Genomic DNA, 20,208 nt, shown 5'->3' with positions numbered 1-20,208 from the left:
GGTTCAGTGACCGGGGCGGGCTGTCTGCACCTCGATCTGGTAGCCTTCGGTGTCGTTCATCGCGAAGGCGCGGATGCCCAGTTCGTCACTGTCAAACATCCTGGTCAGGCCCGCGACCTCATTGGCCTGAGCCCAGGCATACCAGACGTCGACATCCGGCACCCGCAGGCAAAGCTGTACGGTTTTCTTTTCCTGCCATTTCTGCATGCCACGGGTCTCATCGACGAGACCCACATGAGCTTGACCGTCAATGCGATAGATCTTGGACCAGCCCTGGTCGATGGCCAGCGTGAATCCCAGCACGTCCTCGTAAAAGCGCATCGCGGCGGGCAGGTCACGGTAATACTGAAAGGTGATCGCCAGAACTATGCCGCCGGAGGGTCGTTGCGCCTGCATGGAGACTCCACTGTGCTTCGGATGTGTATGCAAATGGTATACACATGGAATGCAAAGTCAACCGGCTTTGGAAACCTCGGCCCGTGAAGGCGGATCAGAAGGCGTGGTAGATATGCGAGATGATCGATTCGCGGACATTGCTCAAATGCAGTTTCATGGCCGCGCCGGCCTCTTCGGGTTTCTGGGCGACCACTGCGTCAATCAAGGCGATATGTTCTTCACAACCCGGGATCAGACGGTCGGGGATGGAGCCCTGGTCATACATCCCTGTCTTGACCTTCAATCGTTCGATCAGTTCGAGCAGAAGTTTGGAGCCGGCCATCTCGGCGATAGCGTAATGCAAGCGCATATCAAAGGCCGAATGCTCTGCCGGGCTGGGACGTGGGCCGTCAATAAACCCTTGCATTTTGGACTTTATTTCCACCAATTCCGCCGTAGGCCTGCCCGAGACCGCGGCCTTTCTGGCGGCTTCGCACTCCAGAAGGCTGCGGACATGAAGGATCTCCATGATCTCGTTCAAGGACACGCTGCTCACCACGGGGGCGCCACCGGCGTTGCGCTTCGCCAGCCCCTGGCTCACCAACTGTCCAATGGCCTCGCGCACGGGCGTACGTGACACGCCCAGCCGGTCAGCGAACTTTTTCTCGCTCAGGCGCGTGCCGGGCTCCAGCGTACCGTCGAGAATCATCGCCTTCATCCGCTGAAACGCCGAATCCCCCAAGGTTTGAGATTTTTCGGTCATGCTACATCCCTCCCGGCACAAATTTCGCCCGTTTTCGGCGCAGTGTCTTTCCCAAGTACATATAGTGGTATACAAATAGTATGCCAAACGAAACCACAGCGGTGGGCCACCATGCAGATCAATGAATACGACACGATCGTCCGGGGGGGAACTGTTGTCACCCCTGAAGGCACGACAAGGCAGGACATCGCGATTGCCGACGGCCGAATCGCCGCGCTTGGCGCCAGGCTCGATGGCACAGCAGCGCATGAGATCGATGCGGCGGGCCTGCTAGTCCTGCCGGCCGGTGTGGATACCCATTGCCACATCGAACAGATGTCCGGCGCAGGTCTGATGAACGCCGATACCTTCGCCACGGCCACCCGTTCAGCGGCGAAGGGCGGCACGGCGACTGTCGTCTCCTTCGCCGCGCAGCATGCGGGCCAGAAGATGCGACAGGTGGTGGGTGATTATGCTGCCCTCGCTGAGCAAGGCGCGATGATCGACTACGCGTTCCACATGATCGTGGCCGATACCGGCAACGGCAATCTCGCCGAGGATATTCCCTCGCTGATCGCCGAAGGTCACCGGTCGATCAAGATATTCACCACCTATGCCAAGGTGCGCCAGGACGACAAGTCGATCCTCGACATTCTTGCGCAGGCGCGGGATGCGGGCGCCCTGGTGTGCTTCCATGCCGAGAATGACGGGCTGATCCGCCACATGACGGACAAACTGCTCGTCGAGGGCAAGACCGCACCCAGATACCATGCTGCCTCCCACCCGCGCGAGGCCGAGATAGAGGCGATTGATCGCATGTGCCGTTTCGCCGAATTCACCGGCGCGCGGATCATGATCTTTCATGTCTCCACCCGCGAAGGTGCTGAAATCATTCGGCAGGCCCGCGCACGTGGCGCGAAGGTACAAGCCGAGACCTGCCCGCACTACCTGTTCATGACCGTCGATATCCTGGAGCGTGAGAATCCTGCCCGCTTCATGTGTTCTCCGCCGCAGCGCAGCCGAGACGATCAAGTGGCGCTTTGGGACGCCATGGCTGACGGCACGATCGAACTGGTGACCTCGGATCATGCCCCCTACCGCTTGGACGCGACTGGCAAGTTCGCACACGGCAAAGACGCATCTTTCAACCAGATCGCTAACGGAATGCCGGGCCTGGAAACCCGCCTTCCGCTGATGTTCAATGCCATGGTGAGCCAGGGACGCATGGGACTCGAGGCATTTGCCCGCCTTACCGCGACTGCCCCTGCCCGCGCCTTCGGGCTTGAGGGTAAAGGCGCGATTGCCGTGGGCTTTGACGCCGATCTGGCGCTCTGGGACCCGGCGATTTCCCATACCTATGGCCCTGACGATCTGAGTTGCAACACTGGGTATAACCCCTTTGAAGGCACAGAGGTGAAAGGAATGCCACTGCATGTCTTGTCGCGCGGCGAGGTGCTGGTGCGCGACCGCGCCCTGGTCACGGACGTGCCGCGTGGCCAGTGGCTTCCGATGACCGCCTGATGCCCCGTGCACGCCGCTTCATCCAATGTGACGTCTTTACAGACCAGCCCACGCAAGGCAACGCGCTGGCCGTCGTTGTCGATGGCGTCGGGTTGAACGCCGACGAGATGCAGCGCTTCGCCACGTGGGCGAACGTTGCTGAAACCACCTTCCTTCTCCCGCCCGAAACGCCGGGGGCCGATTACGGGCTGCGCATCTTCACCACGACGCGGGAGATCGCCTTTGCCGGTCACCCGACCCTTGGCAGCTGCATGGCGTGGCTGGCGGCTGGCGGCACCCCGCTGGACCCCTCAATGGTGCGGCAGGAATGCGGCATCGGACTTGTCGAAATCGACTTGCGCAGCGGCAGACCGGCATTCGTCGCGCCGCCGACAAAGATCGTCCAGATGGCCGAAGACATGCGCCGGCACATCGCCGAAGTTCTGGATCTCCCGCCGGACTGCATTTCCCGGGCCGTGACACTCGACAACGGTTCGTCGTGGCAATTGCTGGAGTTGGACAGCCCCGCCCGCGTTCTCGGGGCCAACGCGCAGCGTCTGCAGCAATCCCCGTTCAGAGGGATCGGCTTGATGGCCCGGCATGGTTCTGGCGCGGGCCTGGATTTCGAGGTCCGCATGCTCGCGCCTTCCAACGGCGTGTCCGAAGACCCGGTAACCGGTTCGCTCAACGCGGCAATCGGATGCTGGCTCGCCGAAGAAGGCCGTCTGACCCTGCCTGCCATCGTGGCGCAGGGTACCGCAATCGGTCGGACGGGACGCGTTCACCTTCAACACGACCAGGACGGGCGGTTAACGGTGGGTGGCGATGTCCGCATCCTGATCGACGGGACCGTAATGCTTTGATGCCTGACGCTTGCTGTGAGTTCACTTCGCTCCCACGATCCGGAAGCCTTCCAATGACCAGGAAACTGTGCCCCGCTGCCGGTCATCCTTGTTGTGCACCAGTTTCCCGAGTTCCGGTCTGCACACCTCGCGCCTTGCCCGCGTGACGCGCCGTGTCGATCGCAATATAGTCGCGCCGACTCACAACGGATGGCGATCCATGCCCGAAACCAGATTCATCAGCGACATGTTCCGCCGCCTTGCCGGCTCGGGCCTCGGTGTGCTCGGTCGCGGCCGGCAAAGCGAAGACCCGGTCGATCTGTGTCACTCGCTGCTTGATACCCGCAGCGAGGTGTCGGGCCTCGTGCTTGCGCGGCATATTCTCGATCGGCTGGAACAGGCGACGCCGGACCAACGCCGCGCCGCCTTTGTCCGGATCGCCGACGAGTTCGGACCCGATGAAACCAGGCTGCAACATGCGCTGGCCACTTATGTTCCCGGTGACGTTGCGGCCGCGCGACGCGTGCATTTCGCCGCCGAACCGCGCTCACAGGAACTCATCCGCGCCTTCAACCGTGTGCCCGGCGCCACGGCAAGGCTGGTGCGGCTGCGCGCAGAACTCCTGCGCGATGCCCGCTCAGACCCGGCACTGACCAGCCTCGATCAGGATTTTCGCCATCTCTTTGCCTCGTGGTTCACCCGCGGCTTTCTCGAACTGCGCCGGATCGACTGGCGCACGCCCGCGAATGTTCTGGAAAACATCATCACCTACGAGGCGGTGCACGAGATTCGGGGCTGGGATGATCTGCGCCAGCGCGTCGGCGATCCTGACCGGCGGCTCTTCGCCTTCTTCCACCCGGCCATGCCCGATGATCCGCTGATCTTTGTCGAGATCGCCCTTACACGTGATATCCCCGGCGCCATCGGCCCGATCCTCGATCCCGACCGCGACCGCATCCCGCCGGAGAAGGCCCGGGTCGCGGTGTTCTATTCGATCTCGAATTGCCATGTTGGCCTGCGCGGCATTTCCTTCGGCAATTTCCTGATCAAGCAGGTCGTCGAGGAACTGCGCCGTGACATCGAGGGGCTTGCGACCTTTGTCACACTGTCGCCGGTTCCGGGCCTGCGTCGCTGGGTGGAGAACGAGATGCAGGCCGAGGACGGCCTGCTTTCCAAGCATCTGCGCAAGGCCCTGTCCGAACGCGACGATGACGCGCCTCCCGACCCCGCAACTCTGCGCGAGGTGACGGCGCTTTATCTCACCCGTGCCCGCCGGTCGAGCGGTGCCGCGCTCGACCCGGTCGCTCATTTTCACCTTGGCAATGGTGCGATCCTTGCCCACGCCCATGCCGAGGCCGATCCCGGCCCGCGCGGCATGGCAAACTCTTGGGGGGCGATGGTCAACTACCTTTATGACGACAGCCGGATCGAGACGAACCACCAAGCCTATGCCAACAGTTCGGAGATTGCCCAGTCCTCCGAAATTCGCACCCTTGCGTCACGGGCGGCCAGGGACTGAGCGCGGGCCACCGAACTCGCCCCTTGATCTCGACCGGGCCTCGCCCGATAAGACCCGCAGGGCCCGACAAGTCCAGGAACCACAGCCAAAGGCGCAACCCAGATGGCCAATCATCTCTACAAGGGCGACCTTCCCGACGGGCTCGATCTCGGGCCAGTCGTCGCCATCGACTGTGAAACCATGGGCCTCAACCCCCATCGCGACCGGCTTTGCCTCGTGCAGATGTCGGCGGGCGACGGCGAGGCCCATCTTGTCCAGATCATGAAGGGCCAGACGCAGGCGCCCAATCTCACGGCCATGCTGGCCGATCCGGACGTGCTCAAGATGTTTCATTTCGGCCGCTTCGACATTGCCGTCCTGCTGCATACTTTCGGCGTGATGACTGCCCCGGTCTACTGCACCAAGATCGCCTCGAAACTGGTGCGTACCTATACCGACCGCCACGGGCTCAAGTTTCTGTTGCAGGAAATGCTGGGCGTCGACATCTCCAAGCAACAGCAGATGTCCGACTGGGGTGCCGAGGATCTGAGCGAGGCGCAACTCGACTATGCCGCGTCGGACGTGCTCTATCTCCACGCCCTGCGCGACAAGCTCGAAGAGCGACTCGCCCGCGAAGGTCGAAGCGAGATCGCACAGGCATGTTTCCGCTTCCTGCCCATCCGTGCCCAACTCGATTTGGCGGGTTGGCCGGAAACGGATATCTTTGCCCATACATGACCGACCATGAAACATTCCTCGCCGCTGCGCGCCGCGTCATCCGCACCGAGGCCGACGCGCTGACCATGCTGGCCGACGGGCTGGGTGATGGATTTGCCGCGGCGATCGACCTCATCCTTGCCGTCCGGGGCCGGGTGATCGTCTCGGGCATGGGCAAGTCCGGCCATATCGCACGCAAGATCGCGGCCACACTGGCCAGCACCGGCACGCCCGCACAATTCGTACACCCCGCCGAAGCCAGCCACGGCGACCTGGGGATGATGGTGCAGGGCGACGTGGTACTGATGCTCTCGAACTCGGGCGAAACGCCCGAACTGGCCGACATGATCGCCTATACCCGCCGGTTCTCGATCCCGATGATCGGGGTTGCCTCTCATGCGCAATCCACGCTTCTGAAACAGGCCGACGTGGCCATCGTTCTGCCCCCGGCGGGCGAGGCTTGCGGCACAGGGATCGTGCCTACCTCCACCACCACGATGACCCTCGCTCTGGGCGATGCGCTGGCCATCGCGCTGATGGAGCACCGCGCCTTCACGCCCGAGCATTTCCGCGAGTTTCATCCCGGCGGCAAGCTCGGTGCGCGGCTCAGCCGGGTCCGCGACCTGATGCACACGGGCGACGCCCTGCCGTTGGTCACGGGGCAAACGCCCATGTCCGAGGCGCTTCTTGAAATCAGCCGCAAGGGCTTTGGCGTGGTCGGCGTCACCGATGCCGGTGGCCTGCTCGACGGGATCATCACCGATGGTGACCTGCGCCGCCACATGGCCGGACTTCTCGATCACAAGGCCGGCGACGTCATGACCCGCACCCCCCGCACCATCGCCCCCGATGCCCTTGCGGAAGAGGCCGTTGCATTGATGAATGCGGTCAAGATCACCTGTCTTTTCGTTACCGACGCAGGCAATGGAGGCCGGCCCCTCGGGTTGATCCATATCCATGACTGCCTTCGGATCGGACTGGGCTGATATGTCGGCGCGGGGTGATTTCTACTCGCGTTTCGTTGCGTGGCTCAAGATCCTGCTTCCGATCGCGGCCCTGGCCATTCTCTCCACGCTCTTTCTGTTGTCGCGTAACATCGATCCGGCAACGACGATCCCGTTTACCACCATCGACCTGCGTGAACGGGCCCGCGAGGAACGGGTCACCGCGCCCGAATTGGCGGGCGCCACGGAAAACGGCGACCTGATCCTGTTTCGTTCGGCGTCGGCCCGCCCCGATCCCGAGAACCCCTCCCGCGGCCTTGCCGAAATGCTCTCTGCCCGGATCACCCTCGCGAGTGGCTCGGAGATCACCTTCTCCGCTCGGGAAGGGATCGTCGATCAGGGCAATGACAGGGCCGAGTTGACCGGTGATGTCGTGGTAACCAGTTCGACGGGCTACGAGATCACCACCGACCAACTCATTTCAGGGATGCGCAGCATTCGCGCAGAAAGCCCCGGCGCGGTAGTGGGGACAGGGCCGCCCGGTGATTTTACGGCCGGACGCATGTTGCTGACCACGGATGAGAATGGCGAAAACGCAAGGCTGCTCTTCACCGATGGTGTCAAGCTGATATATGATCCGCAGGATATCGAGGAATAGTCCATTGAACCAAGCTCTCTTGCGCGCCCTTGCCGCCGCCCTCTGCCTTGCCCTCTTGCCCGTGACTGCCACTTCTCAGGGGGCCGAGATAGCCTTTGGTGATGTCGAGCAGGATCCCGCACAGCCGGTCGAGGTCACCGCCGAGACGCTCTCGGTCGATCAGGACGACGGCACCGCGATCTTTACCGGCGACGTGTTGATCGTGCAGGGCGAAATGCGCCTTTCCGCCCCCACGGTCGAGGTGTTCTATGATCAGGCTGGAGATCGTATCCAGCGGCTCAAGGCGTCAGGCGGCGTCACGCTGGTTTCCGGTGATGACTCGGCCGAAGCCGAGAGTGCCGATTACTCGGTCGAAAGCGGCACGATCCTGATGCAGGGCGATGTCCTGCTGGTCCAGGGGCAGTCGGCACTCACGTCCGACCGGATGACGGTCGACACGCATGACGGCACCGCCCGGATGGAGGGCCGCGTCAGGACGGTGTTGCAATCCAATGACTGATCAACCCGCAAAGCCCGATCTCACGCTCACCCGGGGCAGCTCGGGCCTGCACATTCGCAATCTGCGCAAGAGCTACAAGAAGCGCGTCGTCATCCGTGACGTGTCGATGGATCTCCAGCGCGGCGAGGTGGTCGGCCTGCTCGGCCCCAACGGTTCCGGAAAGACAACCTGTTTCTATGCGATCTGTGGCCTGATCTTTCCCGAGGGCGGGCAGGTGCTGGTTGACGGGCGCGACGTGACCGGGCTGCCGATGTATCGCCGTGCGAAACTGGGCATCGGCTACCTGCCACAGGAAATGTCGATCTTTCGCGGCATGAGCGTCGAGGACAACATCCTCGCGGTGCTCGAAATCGCCGAATCCGACCGCCACAAGCGCCGCGAACGCCTCGAAGAGCTCTTGTCGGATTTTTCCATCGAACACCTGCGTCGCGCGCCCGCGATGGCCCTTTCGGGGGGCGAACGCCGCCGCGTGGAAATCGCCCGCTGCCTTGCGGCCAATCCCAATTATCTCTTGCTCGACGAGCCATTTGCCGGGGTCGACCCGATCAGCGTGAACGACATCCGCCACCTTGTTGCCGATCTCAGGAAACGTGGTATCGGGGTGCTGATCACCGATCACAACGTGCGCGAAACCCTCGAAATCGTCGATCGTGCCTATATCCTGCATGACGGTAAGGTGCTGATGTCGGGCAGTCCCAAGGATGTGGTGGAAAACGAGAATGTGCGCCGCGTCTACCTCGGCGAAAATTTCCGCATTTCGTGAAAGTAAACCTGTCGCGATGCGGCATCGGATTCGATTGACTTGCTCGCTCGGATTACACCAAACTGATCCCATGACAGCCGTGGATATCGCCTCGCCCCTCATCATGACCTGCATGTCAGGCAATCATGGCGGGCAGCCATCACGGCGGTCATGTTTCAGCATTCGGGAATAACAAGAGCCGCGGGACACCCCCGGAAAACGCCCGAATTGTCACGCAAAGGAGACAAGATGCGCTATCAGATCAGCGGAAAACACATCGACATCGGGACCGCACTTCAGACCCATGTTCAGAACGAGCTTGGCGCGGTGATCAACAAGTATGCAGAACGCCCCACCGATGCGAACATCATCTTTTCCAAGAGCGCGCACGAATTCGTCTGCGAAGCCATCGTGCATCTCTCGACCGGGCTGACCGCTTCGGCCAAGGCCCATGCCACTGAAATCTATGCCGCATTCGACGCTTGCGCCAGCAAGATGGAAAAGCAGTTGCGCCGCTACAAGCGAAGGTTGAAGGATCATCACCGCGAGCGCGCCGAACCGGTTGAACTTATGCAGGCGTCCTCGTATATCCTCGCCTCAGATCACGAAGACGAGGATTCGGAACCCGCGAACCTTCAACCCATCATCGTGGCCGAGATGGAAACCAGCATTCCATCCCTTTCTGTCGGAGAGGCGGTCATGCACATGGAACTCGCGGGTGCCCCTGTTCTTGTCTTCCGCAAAGAGGGTAAAGACGGGTTGAACGTCGTATATCGCCGCGATGATGGCAATATCGGCTGGATCGACCCGCAAAACTGAGGTGATCGGGTCGCGCCGCGTCCCGCATTGTCGGAGCGACACGGATGGAACTTTCCAACATCCTCAAGCCTGAGGCGGTCAAAGTCATATCGACCGCCTCGAGCAAGAAGCGTTTGCTGCATGAAATCGGCGAGATCGCGAACACGGTCTATGGTCTCGACACCAGCCGCGCGGTTGATGCGCTGCTCGAGCGTGAAAGCCTCGGGCCGACGGGGGTCGGCCACGGCGTCGCCCTGCCACATGCCCGCGTCGGGGATGTCGATCAGGTGGTCGGGGTGTTCGTGATGCTCGAAAAGCCCATTGACTTCGAAGCGGTCGATCGTCAACCGGTCGATATCGCCTTTGCGCTCTTCGCCCCGAAGGAAGCGGGCGTCGAGCACCTCAAGGCGCTGGCTCGGGTGTCGCGAACCCTGCGTGATGCGGATGTCTGTGCGAAACTGCGCGCCAATTCCGATCCTGCCACGCTCTATACCATCCTGACCGAGAACCAATCCGCCCAGGCCGTCTGAGGGGGTTAATCCCGCCAGGCCCCGAAGCCGAAAACCATGTAATCGCGCTGATAGGCATCCTGCGCGGCGGCTTCGATCTTCTCGTCATAGATTTCGGCGAGCGTGACCGGCCCTTCGGCGGGTGCTTCTGCCGGCTCGGGCGCATCCGCTCGCCCCACCTGCTGCGCGATCGCGGGCAGGTAGGCGGACAGTTCCTCTTCGCGCAGAACGAAATCCGGCAACGCGAAACTGCCCATGCCGTGCAGGATGCCCGCCTGGCTGGCCCAGGCCGCGTCCTGGCGCACCGCGCTTTGGCCCGACAGGTTGGCCTTGACGAATTCGAGAAACGCGAGGAAAGCCGCGCGATGCTCGCTCGGACCCCATGCCGCGTCGGGCGCCTCGGCGGGAATGGGCAACTTGTGCACCCGGCGCAGCGTCTTGCGGATATTGGCAAAGCTGCCCTTTCCGGTCATCAGGATGCGTGTGACAAAAGCATGATGCGCCCGCGCCACCGGGTGCCGCAGCACGGTAAATGACCGGTGCCCGGGGTTGCCGCGCATCCAGCGCCGCAGGCTCTGCTGATTGAAACCGGTCAAGAGCGCGGCCCCGTCCACCCCGTCAAGCGCAGCCATCCAGGACCGCACCTCGGCCTCCGGCCCCGACCTGATCGGCAGATACATCAGCGGCGCCTTGGCACAGGCGACATAGCTCGGCACAACCGCCCCCCGCCGCGGCTCGAAATTCGGGGTCCGGTTGAGGTTGAACCGGTCAAGATCGGCCAGCGCCGCGCGCATCTCGTCGAAATTCTCGACCTTCTCGGAAATCGGTTCGGGGTTCTGCCGCTTGAGGTTCTTTTCCAGATTGTCGAGCCGGTCCGGCTGCCCCAGCCATCTGGCGATGCCGTTCATCACCTCGACATCCTGTAGATCCTCATAGGCGACATGGAACGCGGTCTGCCCCGTGGTCTGAAGCGCCCGTAGCAGCATCACCTGGAAATCCTGCAACTCTTCGAGATGCGCCTTGAACTCTCGGGCGTCGAACCGGGCTTTCGCCTCCTTGCGCTTGTGCACATTGGTCAGCTTCCACTGCCCGGTCGCCTGCGCGATTTTCCAGCTCACATAGCTTTCGACCGGGTTGCGCGTCAGGATGATCTTGGCACAGCGCGGGTCCGACAGGATGGATTCGAGAACCCGTGGATCGTGATCGTGAAAGAACCGGAACCCCGCGAGTCCCGGCGCCTGTTTCATCGCCTCGATGAGCACCATCGGGTCACGGTTGCGCGCCTCCTCGCTCACGCCGAGGCATTCCTCCCGATTGGGATAGCCGATGAAATGCGGATTGAACGCCTCGCCCAGGCAGGAAAGGCCCGGAAAGGCGTTGAGGTTCGATTCAAGGAAGTTCGAACCGGTCCGCATCTCGGCGAAAACGACGAAATAGTCGAAGGGGCTTTGCATCTATTGCACCAGGTAAGGTTTGCGTGGCTTGTCGTTGTCGCTTCCGACCGGTTGGCCGACAACCGGGAAATCGCCCATCAGATAGGGGTGCATCCCCTGGTTCTTGAGGTTCTGCAGGAACTGCCCGAACCCGGTCAGGTCGGTCATGCGCGGGGCCTCGGCCAGGCGGCGCAACCCCTTGTTGCCGATCTCGTCGATGATGGTCTGAAGCGATTCCATCGGGCTTTCTATGAAATCCGCCATGGTCCAGATGCGGATGCGCGCCTTGGAATACGGGCTGCGCAGCACGTCGAGATGCTCGCTCTCGACCTTTTGCAACCGTGCGGCCTCGGCGCGAATGTCGGCAAAATTGCGATTCGACTTGAACAGGGGCAGGGCCCAGGCCCCACTGATGATGCTGATCTGGGCGTTGGGATCACGTGCCAGCATCCAGCTCAGCTCCATGTCGGGATCCTCTTGCTGATCTGCGACGGGGTTGGGAATGTCGGCGGGGCCAAGCTGAAAACACTGCCGCTCGCCGCGCGTGTTCCAGATCAGGTTGGTCAGGAATGCCTTGCGATTGTAGTCGCGCGCCGCCGCGCTGTCGGACAGGGCGCCGTTGATCACTGGCTGATCGCCGGAATATTCCACCCGGTCCGGCGCAAAGAGATGCCCATGCACCCGCGCACCGGTGGACCTGGCCAGCCACGGCTCGAAATTCTCGAACAGTTCGGCAAACCCCTGGAACACCGAGTACCGACCACCCGTCATGCCGTTCTCCCAACCCTCGTTGGGAAACCGGCTTTGCATGTAAAGCCCCGGACGGCCGCGCGTGCGGCGCTCGACCGCCTTGGCGAAAATGCGGTCGATCTTGCCGGGGTTCGGCTCGGTCCGGCTCATCGCGCCCTCGGGGCTGGTCAGGAACGCCTCGTAAAGCCGGTCGGCATGGGCCCAGATCTTGCGCGCCACGAAGCAATCCGACCGCCGCAAGAGTTGCAGGTGGTCGTCGTAGAAAATATGCGGCTTGCCCTGGAAATCGAACTTGGAGAGCGTCAGCGACCGGCTCTCGATACTGGTGGAATAGAGCCGGGCCAGCGTCTGGAAATAGCTCTCGTCAGGAATCCAGACACGCCTGAAATACCGGTCATAGGTCGGCCGCTCGGGGTCTTGCAGGATGGCCGACAGGGTTTGTCGCGTCAGGCACCACCACTGGCTGCCCATATGCGGCAGGATATTGCGGGGGATCTTGCGCTTGAAGCCGATCTTGCGCTGGATCGCGACGTATCGGTCAAAGAGATGCCGCTGCCGCTTCCACGAGAACGGAAACCGCAGGGTAAAGCGCTCCTCGTCCAGCCCTCCGACGGTCCAGGGTACGTCCGCGGTGGTCGCACTTTCGATGAAATCGGTGCGTGGCCGTTCGGCCAGGTAGTCGATCAACTCCTGCACCGGGCGCAGCGGCAGGCACGATCCGCTGGCCAGATAGACATGCCGGACCTTCGGAAACTCCACCAGCATCAGTTCGCTGGCTTCCTGCGTGGCGGCAACGATGCCCCAGGTTCCCCATTCACAGCGATGACGTTGTGAAAACCGGATATCTGGCAGATCGGCCAGCGCCTCGCGAAACGCCTCATAGGCGCGGCGCGGCGTGGACTTGTCGCAATGAATGACGATGGGGCAACCCGCCGCGTGCCAGTGCCGCGCCACCTGCTCGGCCCGGTCCAGCGCCGTATGCACCAGCATCACGATACCGACGCTGCCCCAATGTGGCGGCCGGCGCGTCATGCCCAGTTCCCCTTGGACATCAGCCCCAGGATCTCGAGCTGCCGCCAGTTGATGTATTTCTCGCTCCACTTGCACCAGAGATCGGGGTTCCGGGCCAGGGTTTCGGCATAGGCCCTGTATTCGATGCTGGCGGCGTAGTGTTGCTTGCGGTCCAGCTCTTCCTGCGCCTTTGCGGTGAACGTATCGAGGAACTTCGTATGCAACAGAACGCCGCTGGCCTTCTCCCCGCCCCACTCGTCATAGACAAGGTTGAGCCCCCGCGGCAAAAGCATGTGGGTCGAGCTGACATAGGCATAGCGCCGGTCCCACTTGACCAGCGGGATCTTGTTGAGCGCCGGGGCCTTTTCCGGCGCGTCGCGGAAAAACACCCGTGCCCGCGGCCCGCCCTGGATCCACAGGTTGCCGAACTTGCCGTTCTTCTGGATCATGTAGTTGCCACTGTCGAACCAGCTCGTGATCTCCAGCGGGTTCTGCCCCTCCTGGTAGGGCTGGGCGTCGATCCGCCCCTTGGGATACATGTCGAGCAGCATCGCGCTGAACGACTTGATCGACGACGCATCGAGCCAGTCGGTCAGCGCCCTGAGCGGCCGCGTGTCGCAGAACGGATAGACAAGAAACTCGTCGGGATCGACCACCAGCGACCAGTGCCCATGCGCGTGCTGCCATTGCAGCCAGTTGAGCCAGTCGACTCCGAACCGCGACCGCTTGTAGCTCTTGCGCGTGTGCCAGACCGACACGTCGGGCTGTTTCATCAGGTATTCGAGGCTGCCGTCGTCACTGTCATTGTCCACGATTAGGAAATGATTCACCCCCATCTCGCGGTAATAATGCAGGAAATATGGCAGGCGGATCTTCTCGTTGCGCTGGGTCGAAAACAGCAGGATGTCATCGGGCCTGATCCGTGCCGTCCGGTCGGAAATGGCCCGCAATTCACGCCGTTTGCGAAATGCGCGGATGCGCCAGCGCTTGCGCTGAAGCCTCAGACGGTATGACTGCACAACGCCCACTGACGCCCCTCTTTGCACATGGCAGGAAATTGCGGAACTGTCCGGGTCTTATCACGCCATCTTTAAGACCGCGTTGAAATGCCCGCCCCACGTCGGTGGCTCGAAACCCTTGGCCGCGTGACCACTTCCTGCCTTGCCCGCCCTCTGACTGTCTGCCAGGGATGTTATTCTTCTTTGCCAAAGATAGCTGTCCTTCAGGCTTGCGTAAACGGGAATATCCCCAAGCACCTCCCGGTAAACCGGCAAATCCGCACAGATCACCGGAACCCCCATCGACGCCGCCTCGGCCATCGGCAGGCCAAAGCCTTCGGCAAAGCTGGGATAAAGCGCGCCCGCCGCCCCCTGCACGAGTGCCGCGATCGCCCCGTCACTCAAATCGCCGTATTCATGGATATGCTGACCCAGCAACGCGGACCGGTCGAGGCGAAAGAACAGCTCCTCGTTCATCCAGCCCCGTTGCCCGCAAATGACCAGATGCGGAATCTCCTGCGGAATGGTCTGTTTCACCATCCGCTCCCATATATCGAGCAGAAGCGCATGGTTCTTGCGTGGCTCGATCGTGCCGACGGTGACGAAATAGACCCCCTCGGGCGGTAGCCCCGCGGGAAGGTCGCCTGGTCGTGGCTCGGACAGCTCGACTCCCAGCTTGGCCACCAGTCCCGGCGGAACGCGCCCGATCTCTTCGAGGTGGCGCTCGGCGCTCTGCCGCGTGTGGCGCGAATTATAGATCACCAGATCGGCATCGCGGCTGACCCGGCCCATCATCCTTCGGAACCGCTCGATGCTTTCGGGTCGCTGGTAAAGCGGATGATCCAGCGGGATCGTGTCATGTACCATCACGTTGATCGTGCCGTTCACCCCCTGTTTCATCGCCTGCGTCATCCGTTCGGTCAGGTTGGTATGGCCGACGTTGAAATAGCGCGTGCCCTGCGGCAGGTGCCGCGCCAGCATCCGTTTCAGACCCGGGCGCACGGTCCTTGCCCGGGCCAGCCGCCGCGCGTCCGATTGCCCGCGCCGCTGCACCGGGTCAAGCCTGCGCGACAGCCGCGACAACCGGTCCGCCGGCCCCCAGGGCACCCGCCCCTCGACCCGCTCGGCCATCGCGCACATGCCGTCCTCGTCCAGCAGGACGTAACCCAACGACGTGCGCACAAGGCCAAACGCGGGGGTCTTCGCCGACACCAGTGCCCGCAGATAGGCCAGTTCCACCCGGTCTACGCCGGTCGGCACGCGCCCTGCCCGGCTGATCAGCCGGGTCAGATCCAATAGCCTCGCCTCGCCGGGTTTACCTCTCATAGTGGCCCACCTTGTGCCAGCGCGCGGCATCCGAAATCATCTGCTCCAGCGTCGACCGGCCCGGTGTCCAGTCCAGATCCTGCCCGGCCCGCACCGAGCCGGAAACCAGCCGCGTCGCATCTCCCGCCCGCCTTGGCCCTTCGGCGAACGGCACCTCGCGCCCCGTCACCGCCTCGGCCGCCGCGATCACCTCGCGCACCGAGAACCCGTGTCCGGTGCCAAGGTTGAACACCCGGCTGCCCTTGCCCGCCCCAAGCCAGCGCAGCCCAAGGACATGTGCCTCCACGAGGTCCATCACATGCACGTAATCGCGGATGCAGGTGCCATCGGGCGTGTCGTAATCGATGCCGAACACAGTGAGCGCCCCGCGCCGCCCGTCGATCGCATCGAGGATCAGCGGAACAAGATGCGTCTCGGGCTGGTGGAACTCGCCGATTTCTGCCGCGTCATCCGCGCCCGCCACGTTGAAATAGCGAAAGATCACCGATTGCAGCCCATGCGCCGCGCCGAAATCTTCCAGGATCTCCTCGATCGCACGCTTGGACTTGCCATAAGCGTTGATCGGGCGCTGGGCGCAGCTTTCGTCCAGGACCACGTTGTCCTGATCGCCATAGATCGCACAGGTCGAGCTGAACACGAAATTCATGCACCCCGCCGCCACCGCCGCCTCGATCAGGTTGAGCGATCCGGTGACGTTGTTGCGCCAGTAGCGTCCCGGTTGCGCCATGCTCTCGCCAACCTGGCTCAGCGCGGCGAAATGCATCACCGCATCGGGCCGGTGGGCGGCAAACACGTCATCCAGGCGGCCCCGATCCAGGAGATCGCCCTGCTCGAACGGGCCGAATTTCACCGCTTCCTGCCAGCCGGTTGCAAGATTGTCGAACGTGACCGGCGTGATCCCCGCCCGCGCCAACACCTTGCATGCGTGCGAGCCGATATAGCCCGCCCCGCCGGTCACCAGAACTGTCTTCACGTGCTTCTCCCGCTCCGAGTGACGGGCCTATTGCGCCGCCTTGTCTACATGAAGCAGATCCTGAAGGTATTCCATCAACCCGTCACGCAATTCCTCGCGGGCGAGACCGAAGGAGACCGTGGCCTGAAGGAAACCCGCTTTCGAACCGCAATCGAACCGCTGCCCTGAGAAGCGGTAACCATTGACCGGCCGGCCCTCGGCCGCCTCCATGGCAATCGCATCGGTCAACTGGATCTCGCCGCCGGATCCCGCCTTGATCTGGTTGAGGTTGCGCATCACGTTCGGGGTCAGAATGTAGCGACCGATCACCGCAAGGTTCGACGGGGCCGCGTCGGCCTCGGGCTTCTCGACCATGCCCCTGACCGATACATGCGTACCCATGTCCTCGGCCACGTCGAGGATCCCGTAGGACGAGGTCTTGGCTCTCGGAACCTCCATTGCCGCCACCATGCAGCCAGGGTTTTCCTGGAACGCCTCGACCATCTGTTGCAGGCAAGGTTTTTTCGCCGCGATCACGTCATCGGGCAGCATGACCGCGAAGGGTTCATTCCCGATCAGGCGTCGTGCGCACCAGACCGCATGACCCAGACCCATGGCCTTGTGCTGACGGATATAGGCAATCTCGCCCGAATCCATGTTGGTGTTCTTGAGAATCTCCAGAAGCTCGGTCTTGTTCTTCTTGCGCAGCTCCTGTTCGAGCACCGGCGCGTGATCGAAATAGTCTTCCAGTGCGCCCTTGCCGCGTGACGTGACAAAGATGAATTCCTTGATTCCGGCCGCACGCGCCTCGTCGATTGCATATTGAATGAGCGGCCTGTCGACCAACGTCATGATTTCCTTGGGAACCGATTTCGTGGCGGGCAGGAACCGGGTGCCAAGACCTGCAACCGGAAAGATCGCCTTGGTTACCTTGTTCTTCATGCTGATAAACCTCACTGTTCAATCATGTCATTGGTGGATAATGCAGGGATTGCTTACCACACAATTCTTGCGGCGAAACATACCTGTCCAACAAGATTTTTGAATAGTCACGGCAAAATCGCGGAGTGTTGCCGCTTGTCCTGATCCGCACCGTTCAGGTCGCGCAACGCGGCCACGCGCCGCGATTCCTGATCGACCCGTGCCCTGAACCCGATGAGTCGGAAAAGCGGGGCATCGCGGTCGCTGCGCCCGAACAGCCCACCCACCTGTTCCCACACGCCTTCGGGGCTGAGCCGCACCTTGTGAAACCGTGTCGTGGGCGAGAACAGGAACAGGCTCACCGTTTCACCGCGTGCGACCCGGTCGCGCGCTTCGCGGCGGATCCGCCGCGCCTGCCAGATGCGCCCCGCAAGGACGACCGACGCCCCTTGGGCCCACGGGAACGGCAGGAACCCGGCCTGCGATGGCTCGATCCCGGGCGGGTCGGCGATCTCGCGCTGGCGGCCATCGGCGAACCCCCTGGAGAGGCTGGCAAGAATACGCGGCGCGTCGGCCGCGTCGATCAACCCGCGCGCCTGCTGGTCGTCCAGCCGTGCGTGCTCGTCGTTCTGCACCTCCTGCCAGCGCCGGGCGCGCTGATCTTCGGGGCAATGCTTGCGCAGGAACACCGCCCAGCTCGCCCCGATTTCGTGCAGGTCGCGCACCGCGCGATCCGCGCTGCGCCGCGGGCTTGCGGCATAGGCGTGATGCACCTGCGCCATCGGGGCAATCGCCGTCGCCATGCCTGCCCGCGCCAGCCGGATATTGAGGTCGGTCTCGTCGAGATAGAACCGGAAGTTCGGATCGAACCCGCCCAGCCGGGCCAGGACCTGCCGCCGCAGCGCCATGTTGGTCCCCTCGGTCTTGATCGCCTGCCCCGGCCCCGGGTGCAGAACCGTGGGCTGCGCCTCGTCCACGTCCAGAGGTTCGGCGCGTCCGCAGGTGTCGACCATCCGCGCCTTCCATTGAAAGGAAATCCCGTTGCGCCCGCGCACGAACCCGCCCACGGCCGCCACGCCCGGATCGGCAAACGGCTCGGTCAGGAAAGTCAGCCATGTCGGCTCGGGCACCGCGTCATCGTCGATGAAGGCGACAACCTCGCCCGCCGCCTGCGCTACCCCGAGGTTGCGCGCTTCCGAGATGTTGGCCCGGTCGAACGGGATCAGCTTGACGCGCCCCGCGAACCGGCTGGCGCGCACCGCCTCCACGCCCGGCGGATCGGCGACGACCACCACCTCGAAACCCGGGTAGCGCAGCCCCGCCACCCCTGTCAGGCACCAGATCAGGCTTTCGGGCCGGTCGCGGCTCACGATGACGACGCTGACCGGCGGCGGGGTCATGCCATCCCCATCTCGCGCATCATCGCCTCGATCCGGGGCACGTCTTCGGGGTTGTTCAATTCCCAGAACTGTCGTCCTCGCGCCTCGACCATGACGCACAGAACCGGCCGCCCCTGCTCCATGAAGCGCAATTGCTCCAACCCTTCGAGCGTCTCCAGCGGCCCCATTTCCCAGCCCGCGTAATCGCGCAGCGCCGCGGGTCGGTAGGCATAGACACCCACGTGATGAAAGACCGGCGTTTCATCCGCATCGTCATAGGCTCGCCCGGTGAACGGGATCACCTCTTTCGAGAAATAGAGCGCATGACCCCGGCGGTCGAACACCGCGGTCGTGCCGCCCACGCGCCCGGCGCGGCGGTCCTCGAGGAACCCGTTCAGCGCCCGCCCGTCACAGCGCAGCACCGGTGTCGCGACCGCGGCCGCCGGATCGTCCTGCAATCCTTCGATCAACGCCTCGACGAACCAGGCCGGCGTGAGCGGCGCATCGCCCTGAAGGTTGACCACGATGTCGAACCCACCGCCCAGCGCGACAATCGCCTCGGCACAGCGTTCGGTCCCGTTGCGACATGCGGATGAGGTCATCACCACCTCGGCGCCGAACCTCTCGGCCGCGTCGCGGATGCGCGCGTCATCCGTGGCCACCACCACCCGGTCGACGCCCGACACGCCCCGCGCGGCCTCCCATGACCGCCGAATCAGGCTCTTGGCCGTGCCGTCTGCTCCGGTCAACGCGGCCAGAGGCTTGCCGGGATAGCGGGTCGAGGCATGACGCGCCGGAATGACGATCAGAACGCTCATGCCTGTTTCAACTCCACCGAGGGCGCATGGGCGATGAAATAGGGGTTGCGATAGCCCGGCTTGCCATAGCGCAGCGGCGTGTGATCGTCGAACCGCACCACCTTTCCGCCGGCGCCCACAAGAACCGCGTGACCGGCTGCCGTGTCCCATTCCATCGTCGGCCCGACACGCGGATAGAGATCGGCTTCGCCCGTCGCCACGAGGCAGAGCTTGAGCGACGATCCCGCGCTCTTGAAATCCTTCACGGCGTATTTCGCGATATAGTCGCGGGTCTCGTCGGTGAGATGCGATTTCGACGCAACCACCATCAGCGCGCCGTTGTCGGCCTCGGCCACGCGGATGGGACGGGTTTCGCCGGCGCGGATCGGATCAAAGGGCCCTTCCTCCTCGATCGCGCGGCCGTCGGGCAATGTATAGAACATCCGCTCTTTCGCCGGGGCATAGACGATTCCGCGCACCGGCACGCCGTTCTCGACATAGGCGATGTTGACGGTGAAATCGCCGCGCCGGTTGACGAATTCCTTTGTCCCGTCCAGCGGATCGACGATCAGGAACGTCTCGCCTGTCTCGGCATGCGACGCGGCCTGTTCCTCGGTGATCAGCAACAGATCGGGAAAGGCGGCGCGCAAACCGGCGCTGATCACCGCATCCGCGGCCTCGTCGGCCTCGGTCACGGGGCTCGCGTCCGACTTGACCTTCACTTCGAAATCGTCCGCGCGATAGACGTCCATGATCGTCTCGCCCGCCTTGAGGGCCAGTTCGCGCATCACGGTGCTCAGTTTTTCATGGTCCAAAT

General features: G+C 62.9%; 21 protein-coding genes. 10 read left to right on the top strand and 11 right to left on the bottom strand.

The window, feature by feature from the left end; all coding sequences use genetic code 11:
• Positions 1–3: 3 nt before the first annotated feature.
• Entirely contained in the window at positions 4–396 is a 393-nt protein-coding gene (locus tag ACESL9_RS00435; RefSeq protein WP_372610322.1) for a VOC family protein, read from the bottom strand.
• Between the two features lie 94 nt (positions 397–490).
• Positions 491–1,138: a GntR family transcriptional regulator gene (locus ACESL9_RS00430; protein ID WP_372610324.1), complete on the bottom strand. Its 648-nt coding sequence runs from the start codon at positions 1,136–1,138 to the stop codon at positions 491–493.
• A gap of 111 nt (positions 1,139–1,249) precedes the next feature.
• Between ACESL9_RS00430 and hydA the strand changes: the two genes are divergently transcribed.
• The 10 genes from hydA to ACESL9_RS00380 all read left to right on the top strand — a co-directional run bounded on the left by hydA (position 1,250) and on the right by ACESL9_RS00380 (position 9,845).
• Positions 1,250–2,638: a dihydropyrimidinase gene (hydA, locus tag ACESL9_RS00425; protein ID WP_372674382.1), complete on the top strand. Its 1,389-nt coding sequence runs from the start codon at positions 1,250–1,252 to the stop codon at positions 2,636–2,638.
• The gene (locus ACESL9_RS00420) at positions 2,638–3,480 is read left to right on the top strand and encodes a PhzF family phenazine biosynthesis protein (RefSeq protein ID WP_372674381.1); all 843 of its coding nucleotides are present in this window, start codon (positions 2,638–2,640) and stop codon (positions 3,478–3,480) included. Before hydA ends, ACESL9_RS00420 begins: the two co-directional genes overlap by 1 nt.
• Before the next feature lie 199 nt (positions 3,481–3,679).
• Positions 3,680–4,978 (top strand): malonyl-CoA decarboxylase, encoded by a 1,299-nt coding sequence (locus ACESL9_RS00415; RefSeq protein WP_372610330.1) that lies wholly within the window; start codon positions 3,680–3,682, stop codon positions 4,976–4,978.
• 102 nt (positions 4,979–5,080) lie between these two features.
• Positions 5,081–5,695: a ribonuclease D gene (locus tag ACESL9_RS00410; protein WP_372610332.1), complete on the top strand. Its 615-nt coding sequence runs from the start codon at positions 5,081–5,083 to the stop codon at positions 5,693–5,695.
• Positions 5,692–6,660: an SIS domain-containing protein gene (locus ACESL9_RS00405; protein ID WP_372610334.1), complete on the top strand. Its 969-nt coding sequence runs from the start codon at positions 5,692–5,694 to the stop codon at positions 6,658–6,660. Before ACESL9_RS00410 ends, ACESL9_RS00405 begins: the two co-directional genes overlap by 4 nt.
• A complete protein-coding gene (lptC, locus tag ACESL9_RS00400; protein WP_372610336.1) occupies positions 6,632–7,276 on the top strand; it encodes an LPS export ABC transporter periplasmic protein LptC in 645 nt (214 codons plus the stop codon). The genes ACESL9_RS00405 and lptC overlap by 29 nt, the downstream gene beginning before the upstream one ends.
• A gap of 4 nt (positions 7,277–7,280) precedes the next feature.
• Positions 7,281–7,775, top strand: a complete 495-nt coding sequence (lptA, locus tag ACESL9_RS00395) for a lipopolysaccharide transport periplasmic protein LptA (RefSeq protein WP_372610338.1) — start codon at positions 7,281–7,283, stop codon at positions 7,773–7,775.
• The gene (gene lptB, locus ACESL9_RS00390) at positions 7,768–8,538 is read left to right on the top strand and encodes an LPS export ABC transporter ATP-binding protein (protein ID WP_372610340.1); all 771 of its coding nucleotides are present in this window, start codon (positions 7,768–7,770) and stop codon (positions 8,536–8,538) included. Before lptA ends, lptB begins: the two co-directional genes overlap by 8 nt.
• Positions 8,539–8,766: 228 nt before the next feature.
• Positions 8,767–9,336, top strand: a complete 570-nt coding sequence (hpf, locus tag ACESL9_RS00385; RefSeq protein WP_372610342.1) for a ribosome hibernation-promoting factor, HPF/YfiA family — start codon at positions 8,767–8,769, stop codon at positions 9,334–9,336.
• A 44-nt stretch (positions 9,337–9,380) separates the two neighbouring features.
• Positions 9,381–9,845, top strand: a complete 465-nt coding sequence (locus ACESL9_RS00380; RefSeq protein WP_372610344.1) for a PTS sugar transporter subunit IIA — start codon at positions 9,381–9,383, stop codon at positions 9,843–9,845.
• Positions 9,846–9,850: 5 nt separating this feature from the next.
• On the opposite strand, the gene ACESL9_RS00375 is transcribed toward ACESL9_RS00380, so the two are convergent.
• The 9 genes from ACESL9_RS00375 to cysQ all read right to left on the bottom strand — a co-directional run bounded on the left by ACESL9_RS00375 (position 9,851) and on the right by cysQ (position 20,206).
• Entirely contained in the window at positions 9,851–11,278 is a 1,428-nt protein-coding gene (locus ACESL9_RS00375) for a nodulation protein NodH (protein ID WP_372674380.1), read from the bottom strand.
• The gene (locus ACESL9_RS00370) at positions 11,279–13,039 is read right to left on the bottom strand and encodes a beta-1,6-N-acetylglucosaminyltransferase (protein ID WP_372674379.1); all 1,761 of its coding nucleotides are present in this window, start codon (positions 13,037–13,039) and stop codon (positions 11,279–11,281) included.
• Entirely contained in the window at positions 13,036–14,046 is a 1,011-nt protein-coding gene (locus tag ACESL9_RS00365; RefSeq protein ID WP_372610350.1) for a glycosyltransferase family 2 protein, read from the bottom strand. The genes ACESL9_RS00370 and ACESL9_RS00365 overlap by 4 nt, the downstream gene beginning before the upstream one ends.
• A 51-nt stretch (positions 14,047–14,097) precedes the next feature.
• Positions 14,098–15,342, bottom strand: coding sequence for a glycosyltransferase family 4 protein (locus ACESL9_RS00360; RefSeq protein ID WP_372674378.1), 1,245 nt, complete (start codon positions 15,340–15,342; stop codon positions 14,098–14,100).
• Positions 15,332–16,315 carry a UDP-glucose 4-epimerase GalE gene (galE, locus tag ACESL9_RS00355; RefSeq protein ID WP_372610354.1) on the bottom strand — a complete coding sequence of 328 codons (984 nt, stop codon included), beginning with the start codon at positions 16,313–16,315 and terminating at the stop codon, positions 15,332–15,334. Before galE ends, ACESL9_RS00360 begins: the two co-directional genes overlap by 11 nt.
• Positions 16,316–16,342: 27 nt before the next feature.
• Positions 16,343–17,236: a UTP--glucose-1-phosphate uridylyltransferase GalU gene (gene galU / locus ACESL9_RS00350; RefSeq protein ID WP_372610356.1), complete on the bottom strand. Its 894-nt coding sequence runs from the start codon at positions 17,234–17,236 to the stop codon at positions 16,343–16,345.
• A 107-nt stretch (positions 17,237–17,343) separates the two neighbouring features.
• On the bottom strand, positions 17,344–18,615 hold the full coding sequence (locus ACESL9_RS00345) for a glycosyltransferase family 2 protein (protein ID WP_372674376.1): 1,272 nt from the start codon (positions 18,613–18,615) through the stop codon (positions 17,344–17,346).
• Positions 18,612–19,412, bottom strand: coding sequence for a 3-deoxy-manno-octulosonate cytidylyltransferase (locus ACESL9_RS00340; RefSeq protein ID WP_372674375.1), 801 nt, complete (start codon positions 19,410–19,412; stop codon positions 18,612–18,614). Before ACESL9_RS00340 ends, ACESL9_RS00345 begins: the two co-directional genes overlap by 4 nt.
• Entirely contained in the window at positions 19,409–20,206 is a 798-nt protein-coding gene (gene cysQ / locus ACESL9_RS00335) for a 3'(2'),5'-bisphosphate nucleotidase CysQ (protein ID WP_372610362.1), read from the bottom strand. The genes ACESL9_RS00340 and cysQ overlap by 4 nt, the downstream gene beginning before the upstream one ends.
• Positions 20,207–20,208: the final 2 nt, after the last annotated feature.

The organism is Aquicoccus sp., from assembly GCF_041686535.1.
Taxonomy (GTDB): domain Bacteria; phylum Pseudomonadota; class Alphaproteobacteria; order Rhodobacterales; family Rhodobacteraceae; genus Aquicoccus.
The sequence above is the reverse complement of the archived record's forward strand: the minus strand, read 5'-3'. Positions and strand labels throughout refer to the sequence as shown.